The organism is Salipiger pentaromativorans (assembly GCF_024721115.1).
Taxonomy (GTDB): domain Bacteria; phylum Pseudomonadota; class Alphaproteobacteria; order Rhodobacterales; family Rhodobacteraceae; genus Salipiger; species Salipiger pentaromativorans.
Map to the genome: position 1 here is coordinate 96,350 of NZ_JAMDHK010000007.1, position 14,876 is coordinate 111,225.

Sequence of the window (14,876 nt, forward strand, 5' to 3'; positions counted from 1 at the left end):
ATGCCGGAACTCATGGAAACCACAGATGGCCGCTATCATTACGAGACCATGCGCCGCGCCATCGACCTCGTCGATGCTGAGGGGCCGCAGGTGACGCTGGAGGATCTGGCGGCGCGCATGAACATGAGCCCGGCGCATTTCCAGCGGGTGTTCTCCCGCTGGGCCGGGGTCTCGCCCAAACGGTTCCAGCAATATCTGACGCTGGGCCATGCCAAGGCGCTGCTGTCGGAGCGGTTCTCGACACTCGACACCGCCTATGCGGCGGGGCTGTCGGGCAGCGGGCGTCTGCACGACCTGTTCCTGCGCTGGGAAGCGATGAGCCCCGGCGAATACGCGCGCGGCGGCGCGGGGCTGACGATTCGCTGGGGCTGGTTCGACAGCCCCTTCGGCAAGGCGCTGGTCATGGGCACGGAGAAGGGCATCTGCGGCATCGGCTTTGCCTCGGAGACCGGCGAAGAGGCCGCCATGGCGGATCTGCGCAGCCGCTGGCCCGGTGCCTGTTTCATCGAGGACCCGGCGGCGCTCACCCCTTGGGCGGATGCCGCCTTTGGCCGGGAGAAGGGCGAGGTGCCTCTGTTCCTGATCGGCGCACCGTTCCAGATTAAGGTCTGGGAGGCGCTGATGCGCATCCCCTCGGGCCATGTGACCAGCTATTCGGAACTGGCGCAGGCGATCGGCAAACCCAGGGCGGTGCGCGCGGTCGGCACGGCGGTGGGGCGCAACCCGGTCTCGCTGCTCATCCCCTGCCACCGGGCGCTGCGCAAATCCGGCGGGCTGGGCGGCTATCACTGGGGCCTGCCGGTGAAACGCGCGATCCTCGCCTGGGAGGCGGCACGGCTCGAGGCGTGACACCCGCGCTGCCCGGATGCCCTGCTACGGCATGAAAAAGGCGGGCCGATTGGGCCCGCCCTGTTGCTTTGGTGCCCGACCGTGCCTCAGGCCGCTTGCGACGACCGGTCTTCGGTCAGGATCGCATGCAGCGTGGACGGGTCCGGGTTGGCGCGCAGCTTGCTGCACAGCGCCGCGTCGCGCAACGTGCGCGAGACCAGCGCCAGCGCCTTGAGATGTTCCACCCCCGCATCCTCGGGGGCGAACAGCGCCAGCACCACATCCACCGGCTGCCGGTCCACGGATTCGAACTCCACCGGCTTTTCCAGAAGGATGAAGACCCCGCGCACCTCGTCGATCCCGTCGATGCGGGCATGGGGCAGCGCAACGCCATGCCCCACACCGGTGGGGCCCAGGCTTTCGCGCTCCATCAGCGCCTCGATCACCAAGGGGGCCGAGAGGCTGTAGGCGCTCTCGGCCAGCTCGGCGATATCGTGCATCAGCCGCTTCTTGCTGCTGGCCGCCGCGACGACCTTCACCGCTTGCGGCTTCAGAAGTTCCAGAAAGGTCATAGACCGCCTTTCACTGTCTGCTCTGAGGCGCGTTGAACGCGGCTGCGCCGATCGTCTTACGGATCAATCCAGCCGATGTTGCCGTCTTCGCGGCGATACACGACGTTCACGCCATCCTTTTTCTCGTTGCGGAACACCAGCACCGGAGCCCCGGCCAGTTCCATCTGCATCACGGCTTCACCCACCGTCAGCGACGGAATCTTGGTCTCCATCTCGGCGACGATAATGGGCTGCAGCGAGTCCGGTTCCTCGTCATGCGAGTCGGTTTCGCCGGCGAGGATATACGAGGACGCCCCGAAGAGTTCAACGGGCTCTGCGCGTTCCTTGTGGTGGTCTTTCAGCCGGCGCTTGTAGCGGCGGAGCTGCTTGTCGACCTTCTCGGCACAGCCGTCGAAGGCGGCGTAGATCTCGGTCGCCTTGTCCTTGGCCGACGAGGTCAGGCCGGTGGACAGATGCACCGTCACCTCGCAGATATATTCATGTGCGCTCTTGGAAAAGGTGACCTGAGCATCCGTCGGCCTGAAGGCGTATTTCTCCAGCACGACATCCAGCTCGGTCTTGACGTGAGTCTGGAGCGCTTCACCGATATCGATCTGCTTTCCCGTGATCTGATAGCGCATTTCTTTTCCTTCTCTTCGTTGGACCCGCAACCCCTCCCGCCTTTCTGGCAGGTTCGATGTGGTTGTGGATCAGGGGAGACGCAAGGCAGTTGCAGTAAACGCCCATCCATCCCTCTCCTCGGGGGCGTTCAGAAACGGGCATGCAAGGATGCGCTGCGTCATGCTCTTATTTGACTTGAGACTCGGCCTTTCTGTCAATGATCTGTCGCAAACGGGCGGGGAAACTCGTAAGACAATATGAACAATCCGTATTATCCGATGCGGAAGTTCTCGCCGAGATAGACCCGGCGCACATTCTCGTTCTGCACCACCTCGGCGGGGGTGCCCGACATGAGAACCTTTCCATCATGCAGGATATAGGCGCGGTCGACGATCTCGAGCGTCTCGCGCACATTGTGGTCAGTGATCAGCACGCCGATGCCGCGCTTTTTCAGATCCGCCACCAGATGACGGATGTCGCCCACGCTGATCGGATCGACGCCCGCGAAGGGCTCGTCCAGAAGCAGGTATTTCGGGTTGGCGGCAAGGCAGCGGGCGATCTCGACCCGGCGCCGCTCGCCGCCCGACAGCGCCAGCGCGGGCGCGCGGCGCAGATGTTCGATGGAGAACTCGCCCAAAAGCTCCTCCAGCCGCTCGCGGCGGCGGTGGCGGTCGCTTTCCGCGATGTCGAGAACCGAGGCGATGTTGTCCTCGACGGTCAGACCGCGAAAGATCGACATTTCCTGCGGCAGATAGCCGATGCCCAGCCGGGCGCGGCGATACATCGGCAGCCAGGTCGCATCGCGCCCGTCGATCAGTACCTGCCCGCCCTCGGGGTTCACAAGGCCTGCCACCGCGTAAAAGGTCGTGGTCTTGCCCGATCCGTTCGGCCCCAGCAGCGCCACCACCTCACCGCGGTCGAGATCCAGCGTCACGTCGCGGATCACGACCCGCTTGCGGTAACTCTTGCGCAAGTGGCGAACGCGAAGGCCGCTGTCGCCTTCGGTCACGGTCAGTTGGGGGCGGGCCATGTCGGTACTCTTGATTACACTTACTGTTGTTCTTCGTCGGACCCCTGACCGATCACCGTGCGGACCCTCCCCGTCATTTGCGCAGTGCCGTCTTCAAGGTTCACAATCATACGCTCTGAGGTGAGGGCGTTGCTGCCCTGCGTCAAGAGCACGTTGCCCGTCATCACCACAACACCTGTGTCGATGCTGTAATCGGCGCGATCCGCCTCGGCGGCCTCCTCGCCGCTGACAAGGGTGACACCGCCGGTCGCCTCCATGCGGTCGATGCGGCCCTGACCTTCGGTATAGATGATCAGCACCCGCGGCGCGGCGAGCCGCATCTCGCCCTGACCGATCACCACATTGCCGGTATAAAGCGCCGTGCCGTCCGACTGGTTGACCTGGAGCGAATCCGCGCTGACCTCGACCGGGGCGCTGGTGTCCTGCTTCATGCCACCGAAGGCGACCTTGGTTCCCTGCGCCAGCGCCGGCCCCGACAGGGCGAGCAACGTAGCGGCGACGATCAGAATACGCGACATGCAATAGCCTTTATGGATCTTGGGGGTCGTATATCAGGTTTACGCCACCCGTGAAAAGCAGTTGCACATCCTGGCCGTTTTCCTCGGGCCGGATTGTCAGCTTGCCGGCGGTAAAGGTGCCCGCCGGACCGCTGCCGCTGACCGGCGCCAGGGTTTCCGCGTCGATCCGGTCGAGCGCGGTCAGCATGCGCTCGGTGTCCATCACATAACCGGTCGAGCTGACGATATGCACGCGGCCCTCGAGATCGGCGGATTTCTCGCCATCATCGACCAGCGCCTGATCCGCGCTCAGCGTGATCTGGCTGCCGTCGACCATGTCGAGCCGGGCATCCAGCCCATGCGCCCGCACCCGCGCAAGCGTGCCGTCCAGCGGCTCGGCGCTGTTTGCGGTCAGCGTCAACTGATCGCCCTTCGCCGTGGTACCGGCGTAATGCGGCGCCACGATCTGCTCGCGCGTGGCATCGCCGGGATCGACGCCCTCGGCATAGGGCAGACGATTCACCGGCTCGCCCTGGCGCGGCAGAAGGAACAGCGTGGACAGCAGCATCAGCGCCACCAGCGGCAGCAGGATCTTCAGCCAGGCGATGACGCTGGAATATGTGTCCCCCCGCCGGACCATGGTCAGGCGTGCGCGAAGATGTCGGTGTCGGGCCAGCCTTCGAGATCGAGCAACGCGCGGGTCGGCAGGAAATCGAAACAGGCCTGCGCCAGCTCCAGACGCCCCTCGCGCGCCAGCATCCCGTTCAGCGCCTCGCGCAGCCGGTGCAGATGCAGCACATCGGAGGCCGCGTAGTCGAGCTGGGCCCCGGTCAGCTCCTCGGCGCCCCAGTCGCTCGACTGCTGCTGTTTCGAAATATCGACACCCAGCAGTTCCTGGGTCAGCGATTTGAGCCCGTGGCGGTCTGTATAGGTGCGCACCAGCCGGCTGGCGATCTTGGTGCAATAGACCGGAGCGGCCAGCGCGCCAAAGGCATGATACATGGCAGCGATGTCGAAGCGGCCGAAATGGAACAGCTTCAGCACCGTCTCGTCGCGCAGCAAGCGGCAAAGATTGGGCGCCTCGGTCTGGCCCTTCGCGACCTGCACCAGATGCGCATGCCCGTCGCCGCCCGAAAGCTGCACCACGCACAGCCGGTCGCGGTGCGGGTCGAGCCCCATGGTCTCGCAGTCGATCGCGACGACCGGGCCCAGATCGAGCCCGTCGGGCAGATCGCCTTTATAGAGGTGGTTCGCCATTCCGTCGGGCCCTTTCATCTCGCTCGGGTGGGTCGCGCCCGAAATAGGCAAGCGGCGCGCATCATGCAACTGAGCATGCCCCATCGCTTTGCCATATTTGGCAAGCGGGCGGGCAGAAATAAGACCCGATTCGGCGCGAATATGGCACCGGATGGGCGTGGGACGGGCACGATTCGGGCTCCTCCCCTCGCGGCACCTGACCGATTGTAACAATTCGTGACGAAGTTGATTCACTCTAAACGTGTTGGCGCCGAAGCCGTGTCTCCGCCTTCCGAAACGCCCCCGCCCAGGGGGGGCACCTCAAAGCGTATTGGCGCCCAGCCGGGCCGTTTCCATCCGCTTTGCCGACTTCCGGCGTCATCTGGAGATTTAGTATTGTTTCCGATTACGGGCGCGGCCTTTTCATTCTTTTCGCCGCCATGGCATTCCCGATTTTGCAGCCGCAGTATTTATGAATAATATTCAGATTTTCGAAGATCTGTTTCCCTAAGGGAAACAATCAAAGGATGAGCCCGCGCAATACTGTTTCCTGTCCTTATTTCTCGGAAATGCCGACCGCAAGCCCCAGCGCACAAGACCGTGCAGCCGCGAAATCTTGTCTCCCACCGGGAGCCCACCCACCCCCCAATGCGCTGCGCGACCTGCATTGGAGAGGCCCCAAAGGCGCCGATCAAATGGCTGCAATTCAACCCAAAGATGTAGAAGAAACGTTTTGTTGACGGTGCCATGGCCGAGATGCATAACCATCCAAGTCGAGCAAAAAAACATAATTTCGTCACACTACGGCACTTGGGGGTTGGTGCTTCCACTGGGAGTTAACGGTAAGTCTGCTGCGTTCTGCTCGGAACTGACACTTTGACAATCTGAACCGTCTTTACGGCGCCTCGTGCCTGTTCTGCCATCGGCAGAGCACATGGAACCTGCGTGCCGGTGTCATCCGATCCCCTCAGCGTCTTTCTGCTTCTTCCGTCGATAAGCACGCCTCCAGGAGGTCAAATTGACACTGCATATTCGCCATCCGCTGCCGACGGCCGAAATTGAAAAGCTGATTGACGACGCGCTGTTTGTTGCGCCTCGCGCCCTGTTTTACCGCAATATCGCCAAGCGCTCGCTCGACATCGCACTGGTTCTCCTCGGTGCACTGCCGGTGCTGGCCGTGACGCTGGTTCTCGCCGCGATCATCGCGCTCGACGGCAAGTCGCCGATCTACCTGCAAAAGCGCGTGGGCCGGAACGGCCGGATCTTCCACATGTGGAAACTGCGCTCGATGGTGGCCGATGCCGACCGCCAGCTCGAAGCCTATCTCGCCCGCGACCCGGCGGCGCGCGAAGAATGGAACCGCACGCAGAAGCTGCGCCACGATCCGCGGATCACCCGCATCGGCCGGATCATCCGCAAGACCTCGCTCGACGAGCTGCCGCAGCTCTGGAACGTGCTGCGCGGGGATATGTCGCTGGTCGGCCCGCGTCCGATGATGGTGGATCAGCAGGAACTGTACCCCGGCACCGCCTATTACGCGCTGCGCCCGGGCATCACCGGCTTCTGGCAGACTTCCGTGCGCAACGACTCGAGCTTTGCCGAGCGCGCCGGCTTCGACACCGCCTATCTGCGCGAGCTGTCCTTCAAGACCGATCTCCACGTGCTGGCCAAGACCTTCAAGGTCGTCCTGCACGGCACCGGTTGCTGAGCCTCTCTCTCTCTTCTCTCTCCAGGCTCGCTCACGACAAGGCCCCCGCTTCGGCGGGGGCCTTTGCCATTGGCAAGGGTGGTTCGGCTCAGCCTGCATGCATCGCCGGCCCATCATAACCCGGACCAGCGGCGTGCTTCGAACCCCTGTAAAACGCAAACGCGCCGCGGGTGGGCCGCGGCGCGCGCTCTGTCCCGTGGGCCCGAAATCAGGCGTTGGGCAGGATGACGATTTCGACGCGGCGGTTCTGCTGCTTGCCCTCGGCGGTCAGATTCGAGGCAACCGGTTGGTCTTCGCCCCGGCCGATGGCCTGAACGCGCGACGAGGGCACGCCCTCGGAGATCAGCAGGCTGGCCACGGCCTGGGCCCGGCGCTTGGACAGGTCGAGGTTATAACCGGCGTCGCCATCGCTGTCGGTGTGGCCCAGCACCTGCACGGTGGTGTTGGGGTAATCGAGCAGCGAACGGCCGACGGTGCGGATGTCGGCCTGCAGATCCGAGCGCAGCGCGGCGCTGTCGGTGGCGAACAGGATGTCCTGCGGCATGGTCACGATGAGACGGTCGCCGGTATTGGTGATCGCCACGTTGTTGCCGAGCTGCTGGCGCAGTTCCGCTTCCTGCTTGTCGAGCTGGTTGCCGATCACGCCGCCAAGCGCGGCCCCGGCGGCGGCGCCGACCAGGGTGTTCTTGACGGTGTCGTTGTTGTTGCCGCCGATCAGACGCCCGGCCACAGCCCCGCCCACGGCGCCGATCAGCGCGCCCTGCTTTGCCTGGCGGTTGGGATCGTTCTCATCGAACATCTGGCCTTCGGAACAGGCGCTCAGCGTCATCGCCGCGGCGAGAGAAAGAAGAATGGAAGTTCTGGCCCGGATCATCGGTGTGCCTCTTGTCTGACTGGCCCCTGAACGGGGACTCTGTTTGCGTTATAGCGCCACCATGCCGTGGGCCAATATCGCTGTCACGGGGAAATCGGCGAGTCTCCGCCCATCGTGATCGCGCCCCGGCGGCCCCGAAAGCCCGTCCGGCGGTCAGCCCCAGTCGTCGAATCCGAACATGAGATAATCGCGCTGATAGGCCTCGCGCGCGGCGTTTTCGAGCTGATCGTCATAGATCTCGGCCAGCGCATAAGGCGCGCTGACGGGCACATGCACCGGATCCGGCGGTGCCTGGTGCCCCACCTGCATCGCCAGCGCCGGCAGGTAGCTGGCCATCTCGTCCTCGCGCACGATCATGTCGGGCAATGTCAGCTCGGACATGCCCTGGATCACCTGCGCCTGACTGGCCCAATGCCCGTCGATCCGCACCGCCGTCTGACCCGAAAGGTTGGCCCGGAGGAAGTTCAGAAAGGCGGTAAACGCCTCGCGATGCGCCTCGAGCGTGTAATCGCTTCCCGGCTCCTCCTCGGGGATCGGCAGGTTGTGGGCGCGGCGCAGGGTCTTGCGGATGCCCTTGTAGCTGCCGGGGCCCGTGGTCAGGATCTTGGTGCAGAAAGCGTCATGCGCCCGCGCCAGCGGGTGGCGCAGCACGGTAAAGCTGCGGTGCCCGGTGCGTTCGCGTTTCCACTGGCGCAGGCTCTTCTGGGTGAAATCGCGCGCCAGCGCCCCCGCGTCCACCCCGTCGAGCGCCATCAGCCAGTTCTGCACCGCGACCTCGGGCCCGGACTTGATGGGCATGTAGAGCAGCGGCGTCTTCGCCCCGCCGACATAGCCCGGCACCGCCGGCCCGCGGCGCGGCTCGAAATTCGGCGTGCGCGTCAGGTTGAACCGGTCGAGCCGCGCCAGCGCCGCTTCCATCTCGGCGAAATTCTCGACCTTGTCCGAGATCGGCTCCGGGTTCTGCCGCTTCAGCGCGGTGTTGAGGCTGTCGAGCTGCGAATAGGCGCCCAGCCATTTCGCCAGCCCGTTCATCACCTCGACGTTCTGGAGATCTTCATAGGCGACGTAAAACGCCGTCTGCCCGGTCACCTGAAGCGCGTTCATCAGGGTGATCTGGAACGCCTGCAACGCCTCCAGATGGTCCTCGAACTCCGTCGCATCGAACTGCGCCTTGGCATCCTTGCGCTTCTTCACATTGGTCAGCTTCCACTGGCCGGTGGCCTGGGCGATTTTCCAGCTCACGTAGCTGTCGACCGGGTTGCGGGTCAGTACGATCTTGGCGCAGCGCGGATCGGTCAGCAGCGTCGGCAGGATGCGCGGATCGTGGTCGTGAAAGAAGCGGAACCCGCCAAGCCCGCCCGGCGTCGCCAGACGGATCTGATTGAGCAGCCGCTCGGGATCGCGGTCGCGTTCCTGCTGCGAGATGCCCAGAATATCCTCGGAGGTGGGGTAGCCGATGAAATGCGGATTGAACGCCTCGCCATGGCAGGTCAGCCCGGCGAAGGCATTGAGGTTGGCCTCAAGGAAATTCGACCCGGTGCGCATCTCGGCAAAGACGACGAAGTAATCGAAACGGTCGGACATTCAGGGCCTATTTCTTCACGAGATACGGTTTCCGGGCGGTCTTCCGCGCGTTTTGCGGCGCCGGCTCCACCGGGAAGTCGCCCATCAGATAGGGGTGCATCCCCTGGTTCTTGAGATTCTGGAGGAATTGCCCGAACCCCGCCAGATCCTCCATCACCGGCGCCTCGGCGAGCCGGCGGGGGGATTTCTGGCCGATCTCGTCGATCACCACCTGCAACGGCTCCATCGGCGCCTCGATGAATTCCGCCATGGTCCAGATGCGGATGCGCGCCTTGGCATCGGGCGAGCGCAATTGATCCAGCATCGCGCTTTCGATCTTCTGAAGCTGCGCCGCCTCGGCGCGCAGATCGGCGAAATTGGCGTTGGATTTGAACAACGGCACCGCCCAGGCCCCCGAGATCACGCTGATCTGCGCGTTCGGATCGCGGGCGAAATGCCAGTTGATATCGGGGTTGTCATGCGGGCCGTATTGCAGGCATTGCCGCTCGCCTCGGGTGTTCCACAAGAGGTTCGTCAGAAACGCCTTGGGATGGGCATCGCGCAGCTCGGCATTGTCGGAGAGCGCGCCGTTGATCACCGTCTGGCCGCCGGCGAACTCCGCCCGTTCGGGGCCGTAGAGATGGCCATGCACCTGCGCCCCGGTCGCCCGCGCCAGCCAGCTTTCGAAATCCTTGAAAAGCTCGGAAAACCCTTGGAAAACCGAATACTTCCCCGCCGTCACGCCGTTTTCCCAACCGTAGTTCGGGAACCGCGACTGCATGTAGAGCCCCGGCCGCCCGCGCGTCCGCCGGTCGACCGCCTTGGCGAAGATCCGGTCGATCTTGCCGGGGTTCGGCTCCTGCCGGTTCTGCGCCACTTCGGCGTCAGACAGAAACGCCTGGTACAGCCGCTCGGCATGGGGCCAGATCTTGCGCGCGACGAAACAGTCCGAACGGCGCAGAAGCTGGAGATGATCGTCGTAGAAGATATGCGGCTTGCCCTGGAAGTCGAATTTCGACAGCGTCAGAGACCGGCTTTCGATATTGGTCGAGTACAGCCGCGCCAGCGTCTGGAAATAGCTTTCGTCCGGAATCCAGACCTTGCGGAAGTAGCGGTCGAACTTGCGGCGCTCCGGATCCTGAAGGATCGCCGAGAGCGTCTGCCGCGTCAGGCACCACCACTGGCTGCCCATATGCGGCACCACGCCCTTGGGCACCCGCCGGCGGAACCCGATGCCCCGCTGGAGTTCGACGAACTTGTCGAAGAGATAGCGGCTCTTGCGCCAGGAAAAGGGGAAGAGCAGGGTGAACCGCTCGTGGTCGAGCCCGCCCACCGTCCAGGGCACATCGGCGGTGGTGGCGCTTTCGATGAAATCGGTGCGCGGCCGCTCGGCCAGATAGTCGATCAGCTCATCGACCGGGCGCAGCGGCAGGCAGGAGCCCGAGGTCAGATAGACGTGGCGCACTTCGGGGAACCGTTCCAGCATCAGCTCCGAAGCGTCCTGGCTCGCCGCCACCAGCCCCCAGGTGCCCCATTCGCAGCGGTGCCGGCGCGAGAACAGAACCTCGGGCAGATCCGACAGCGCCGCGACGAACCCGTCATAGACCTTTTTCGAAACCATCTTGTCGACATGGATGACGACCGGACAGCCCGCCTTGGTCCAGTGCCGCGCCACCTGCTCGGCACGACCCAGCGCGGTGTGGACAAGCATCACGATGCCCACGCTCATGCCCAGTTCCCCTTGGACATGAGGCCGAGAATCTCGAGCTGGCGCCAGTTGATGTATTTCTCGGACCATTTGCACCAGAGCTCGGGGTTGTCCTTGATCCCGGCGTGATAGGCCAGATATTCGGTCGAGCCCGCGTAGTGCTGTTTGCGCTTCAGCTCTTCCTCGGCCTTGGCGCCGAACGTGTCGAGGAATTTGGTGTGCAGCAAGAGCCCGCTGGCCTTTTCCCCGCCCCACTCGTCGTACACAAGGTTCAGACCGCGCGGCAGCAACATATGGGTCGAGCTGACATAGGTGTAGCGCTTGTCCCATTTGACCAGCGGGATCTTGTTCAGCGCCGGGGCCCGTGCAGGCCGGTCGGGGAAGAAGACCCGCGCGCGCGGACCGCCCTGGATCCAGAGATTGCCGAAGCGCGGATTGCGTCTGACCGTGTAGTTGCCCGCGTCGAACCACGAGGCGATCTCGATCGGGTTCTGCCCCGGCTGGTAAGGCTGGGCGTCGATCCGGCCCTTGGGGTACATGTCCAGCAGCATGGCCGAAAAGCTCTTGATCGACGAGGCGTCGAGCCAGTCGGTCAGCGCGCGCAGCGGGCGCGTGTCGCAGAACGGGTAGAGAAAGAACTCGTCGGGATCGACGGTCAGCGCCCAGTGGCCATGCGCGTATTTGCGCAACAGGAAGTTGATCCAGTCCATCCCGAAGCGCGAGCGCTTGTAGCTGCCCCGCGTCGTCCAGACCGACACGTCCTCCTGCCGGGACAGGTAGTCGAGCGAATTGTCGGTGCTGTCGTTATCGACGAAGAAGAAGTGATTGACCCCCATATCCCTGTAATATTTCAGGAAATAGGGCAGCCGGATGCTTTCGTTGCGCTGGGTGCAGAACACCAGAAGATCAGACGAGCGGATGCGGTCGGTGCGGTTCGACACCGGCATGAGCTCGCGACTCTTGCGCAGGGCGCGGATGCGCCAGCGCTTGCGCTGAAGCCTCAGCCGGTATGACCGCCATGCGCTCAATATCTGCCCTCGTAAGAGCCGGAATCTCCGGCCCTGCTGCCTGTCCGGCTATCAGATCAGGGTTAACACGGTCTTGAAATGCACATCCCAGCCCGGAAGGGCCGCCCCCTCTGCGCTGCGCATCTCGCTGTCCGGATCCGCCCGACGATCTTCGGCCATCCTTCTTATCTTGTCGGCCCAAAGATAACGCTTTGATACGTTTGCGTAAACGGGAATATCCCCAAGAACTTCCCGGAGCACGGGCAAATCATTGGCCAGCACCGGCACACCCAGCGCAGCGGCCTCCATCGGCGGCAGGCCATAGCCTTCTGCATGGCTCGGGAACAGCAACCCGGCACTGCCTCTCAGCAGCGCCGCCACCTGGTGGTCATCCAGCCCGGGCAGTTCGTGCACCCGCGCGATACCCCGGTCGAGCCGCGCAAAGACCCCGGCATTGTTCCAGCCCCGCCCGCCGCAGATCAGCAGATCGGCATCGGGCGCCTCTTGCTCCCAGATGTCCAGCAGCAACGCATGGTTCTTGCGCGGCTCGACGGTGCCCAGCACCACGAAATAGCGCCGTCCGCTCCAGGGCCCCTCCGGCGCCGCAGAGGGCACCGGCACGGGCACCCCCAGATGCGCCACGACGGTTTCCGGCGCCAGCCCCAGCGGCCCGAGGTGCCGCCGCAGATCCCGCTCCGTCTGCCGGGAATTGCAGATCACCAAATCGGCAAAGCGCCCGGTGCGCAGCAGAAAGCCCCGGAACCGCTCCGGGATGCCGGCGGCCTGATAGGCCGGGTAATCCAGCGGGATGGTGTCGTGCAGCAGCACGGCAATCTTCATGCCCGGCACCCGGCGCAGCGCGCCCACCACCCGGTCGGTGAGGTTCGTGTGCCCGGTGTTGAGGTAATGCGTACCTGCGGGCAGGCGCCGCCGCAGCATGCGGGGCAGCCAGTGCGGCAGACAGCGCGCGACGGCCACCCGGCGCAGCGCGGTTTCCGCGCCCGCACGCGCGGCATCGCGCCCGCGCAGGCGCGACAGACGGTCGGGCGCCGGCCAGTCGTTGGCGTCGAGACGGCGCTTGAGTTCGGCGCAGCCCCGGCGATCCAGCAGAAGATAGCCCAGCGAAGACCGCACCAGCCCGTAGAGCGGCCCGGTGTCGAGAAGCTGCGCCAGATAAGCGTATTCGACCCGGTCGATGCCGGTGAATGGCCGCCCCGCCCGCGACACCAGCCGCGTCAGGTCGAGCAGGCGCGGCGGCGCCTCAGCGGTCGTAATGTCCATTCCGGTGCCATCGCCACGCATCGGCGATCATCTCCGCCATGGTCGAGCGCCCGGGCGCCCAGCCGAGTTCGGCGGCGGCACGGGTCGAACCCGAGACAAGCTTGGTCGCGTCGCCGGCCCGGCGCGGCCCGATGCTGTAGGGCACCTCGCGATTGGTCACCGCGCGCGATGCCTCGACCACCTCGCGCACCGAGAACCCCTTGCCGGTGCCCAGGTTGAAGACCCGGCTCGGCTTGCCATCCCGCAGCCATTTCAGGCCGAGAAGATGCGCATCGACCAGATCCATCACATGCACATAATCGCGAATGCAGGTGCCGTCGGGCGTGTCGTAATCCTCGCCGTGAATGGTCAGCGCCGGGCGCGTGCCGACGATCGCTTCCAGCATCACGGGGATCAGATGGGTCTCGGGACGGTGATGTTCGCCCACCTCGCCCTCGGGATCGGCACCCGCCACGTTGAAATAACGGAAGATCACATGGCGCAGCCCGTAGGCGGCCTCGAAATCGCGCAGGATGTTCTCGACCGCGCGCTTGGACGCGCCATAGGCGTTGAGCGGCTCCTGCGGCGTGGTTTCGTCCAGCACCACATTATCGTGTTCGCCATAGGTGGCGCAGGTCGAGGAGAAGACGAAGTTCAGACAGTTGGCGGCGGTGGCCGCCTCGATCAGCGTCAGCGAGCCCTCGACATTGTTGCGCCAGTAGCGGCCCGGTTCGGACATCGCTTCGCCCACCTGGCTGAGCGCGGCGAAATGCATCACGGCGGCGGGCCGGTATTTGGCAAAGACCTCATCCAGCCGGGCACGGTCGGAAAGTTCGCCCCGTTCGAACGGGCCGAACTTGACCGCGTCCTGCCAGCCGGTGACCAGATTGTCATAGGTAACGGGGGTAAAGCCTGCCGCGTTCAGAACCTTGCAGGCGTGCGAGCCGATATAGCCCGCACCGCCGGTCACCAGAACATGCGTCACGCGGATTACTCCGCCGCTTTGCGCGCCGCAACGACCTCGTGCAGATAGGCTTCGAGATCGTCGCGCAGCTCCTCACGCTCCAGGCCGAAGGCAACGGTGGCCTGGAGGAACCCGGCCTTGGACCCGCAATCGTAGCGCCGGCCGTTGAAGCGATAACCATAGACGCCTTCGCCGTCGATCTCGTCGGCGATGGCATCGGTGAGCTGGATCTCGCCCCCGGCACCGGACTTCATCTTGTTGAGGTTCCTGAGCACCTGCGGCGACAGGATGTAGCGTCCGATCACGGCAAGATTCGAGGGCGCCTCGCCCGCCTTGGGTTTTTCGACCATGGCCCTGACCGACACCATCGAACCCATGTCCTCTTTCACGTCGAGAATGCCGTAGGACGACGCCTTGTCGGCGGGCACTTCCATCGCCGCGACCATGTTGCCGCCGGTTTCCTCATACGCCTCGACCATCTGCTGCAGGCAGGGTTTGTCGGCTGCGATCACGTCGTCAGGCAGCATGACGGCAAAGGGCTCGTTGCCGATCAGCCGGCGCGCGCACCAGACCGCGTGGCCCAGGCCCAGCGCCTTGTGCTGGCGGATATAGGCGATCTCGCCCGAATCCATGTTGGTGGATTTGAGCACTTCAAGCAGCTTGTCCTTGCCCTTCTTCTTCAGCTCCTGTTCGAGCTGCGGGGCGTGGTCGAAATAATCCTCAAGAGCGCCCTTGCCCCGCGAGGTCACGAAGATGAACTCCTTGATGCCGGCGGCGCGCGCTTCGTCGATGGCGTATTGCACAAGCGGCCGATCGACCAGCGTCATGATCTCTTTGGGAACCGATTTCGTCGCCGGGAGGAACCGCGTGCCAAGCCCCGCAACCGGGAAAATCGCCTTTGTAACCTTGTTGCGCATTATACCTGATCCTCAAATTCCAAGGGACGTCTTAACGACATCGTTTAAACTTTTCCCTAACACGATATTGTTGCCGAGAACACAGGACAAATAAGGCAATTTTGCGATATTG

The 14,876-nt window shown here is 64.1% G+C and carries 15 protein-coding genes; 2 read left to right on the forward strand and 13 right to left on the reverse strand.

Annotated features, from left to right (window positions below; genetic code table 11):
- Entirely contained in the window at positions 1 to 849 is an 849-nt protein-coding gene (locus M4578_RS12920) for a methylated-DNA--[protein]-cysteine S-methyltransferase (protein ID WP_258093690.1), read from the forward strand.
- Positions 850 to 935: 86 nt separating this feature from the next.
- Here the strand turns inward: M4578_RS12920 and M4578_RS12925 are convergent, their stop codons facing one another.
- From M4578_RS12925 to M4578_RS12950, 6 genes are all read right to left on the reverse strand, one after another.
- Complete coding sequence (locus M4578_RS12925; protein ID WP_258093691.1) at positions 936 to 1,400, reverse strand: PTS sugar transporter subunit IIA; 465 nt, start codon at positions 1,398 to 1,400, stop codon at positions 936 to 938.
- Between the two features lie 56 nt (positions 1,401 to 1,456).
- Entirely contained in the window at positions 1,457 to 2,020 is a 564-nt protein-coding gene (gene hpf / locus M4578_RS12930) for a ribosome hibernation-promoting factor, HPF/YfiA family (protein ID WP_258093692.1), read from the reverse strand.
- Positions 2,021 to 2,271: 251 nt separating this feature from the next.
- Positions 2,272 to 3,030 (reverse strand): LPS export ABC transporter ATP-binding protein, encoded by a 759-nt coding sequence (gene lptB / locus M4578_RS12935; RefSeq protein WP_258093693.1) that lies wholly within the window; start codon positions 3,028 to 3,030, stop codon positions 2,272 to 2,274.
- A gap of 20 nt (positions 3,031 to 3,050) precedes the next feature.
- A complete protein-coding gene (gene lptA, locus M4578_RS12940; protein ID WP_258093694.1) occupies positions 3,051 to 3,548 on the reverse strand; it encodes a lipopolysaccharide transport periplasmic protein LptA in 498 nt (165 codons plus the stop codon).
- Between the two features lie 10 nt (positions 3,549 to 3,558).
- Positions 3,559 to 4,167 (reverse strand): LPS export ABC transporter periplasmic protein LptC, encoded by a 609-nt coding sequence (gene lptC, locus M4578_RS12945; RefSeq protein ID WP_258093695.1) that lies wholly within the window; start codon positions 4,165 to 4,167, stop codon positions 3,559 to 3,561.
- 2 nt (positions 4,168 to 4,169) lie between these two features.
- On the reverse strand, positions 4,170 to 4,784 hold the full coding sequence (locus tag M4578_RS12950) for a ribonuclease D (protein WP_258093696.1): 615 nt from the start codon (positions 4,782 to 4,784) through the stop codon (positions 4,170 to 4,172).
- A gap of 997 nt (positions 4,785 to 5,781) precedes the next feature.
- Here M4578_RS12950 and M4578_RS12955 point away from each other — a divergent pair.
- Positions 5,782 to 6,471 carry a sugar transferase gene (locus M4578_RS12955; protein WP_258093697.1) on the forward strand — a complete coding sequence of 230 codons (690 nt, stop codon included), beginning with the start codon at positions 5,782 to 5,784 and terminating at the stop codon, positions 6,469 to 6,471.
- A gap of 208 nt (positions 6,472 to 6,679) precedes the next feature.
- Here the strand turns inward: M4578_RS12955 and M4578_RS12960 are convergent, their stop codons facing one another.
- From M4578_RS12960 to galU, 7 genes are all read right to left on the reverse strand, one after another.
- Positions 6,680 to 7,345, reverse strand: coding sequence for a YiaD family glycine zipper/OmpA-like lipoprotein (locus M4578_RS12960; protein ID WP_258093698.1), 666 nt, complete (start codon positions 7,343 to 7,345; stop codon positions 6,680 to 6,682).
- Positions 7,346 to 7,498: 153 nt separating this feature from the next.
- The gene (locus M4578_RS12965) at positions 7,499 to 8,929 is read right to left on the reverse strand and encodes a sulfotransferase family 2 domain-containing protein (protein ID WP_258093699.1); all 1,431 of its coding nucleotides are present in this window, start codon (positions 8,927 to 8,929) and stop codon (positions 7,499 to 7,501) included.
- Between the two features lie 7 nt (positions 8,930 to 8,936).
- Positions 8,937 to 10,637, reverse strand: coding sequence for a beta-1,6-N-acetylglucosaminyltransferase (locus tag M4578_RS12970; protein WP_258093700.1), 1,701 nt, complete (start codon positions 10,635 to 10,637; stop codon positions 8,937 to 8,939).
- Positions 10,634 to 11,644 carry a glycosyltransferase family 2 protein gene (locus M4578_RS12975; protein ID WP_258093701.1) on the reverse strand — a complete coding sequence of 337 codons (1,011 nt, stop codon included), beginning with the start codon at positions 11,642 to 11,644 and terminating at the stop codon, positions 10,634 to 10,636. Before M4578_RS12975 ends, M4578_RS12970 begins: the two co-directional genes overlap by 4 nt.
- Positions 11,645 to 11,695: 51 nt before the next feature.
- Positions 11,696 to 12,904: a glycosyltransferase family 4 protein gene (locus tag M4578_RS12980; protein WP_258093702.1), complete on the reverse strand. Its 1,209-nt coding sequence runs from the start codon at positions 12,902 to 12,904 to the stop codon at positions 11,696 to 11,698.
- Positions 12,885 to 13,868, reverse strand: coding sequence for a UDP-glucose 4-epimerase GalE (gene galE, locus M4578_RS12985; RefSeq protein WP_258093703.1), 984 nt, complete (start codon positions 13,866 to 13,868; stop codon positions 12,885 to 12,887). Before galE ends, M4578_RS12980 begins: the two co-directional genes overlap by 20 nt.
- Positions 13,869 to 13,873: 5 nt before the next feature.
- Positions 13,874 to 14,764: a UTP--glucose-1-phosphate uridylyltransferase GalU gene (galU, locus tag M4578_RS12990; RefSeq protein ID WP_258093704.1), complete on the reverse strand. Its 891-nt coding sequence runs from the start codon at positions 14,762 to 14,764 to the stop codon at positions 13,874 to 13,876.
- Between the last annotated feature and the right edge of the window lie 112 nt (positions 14,765 to 14,876).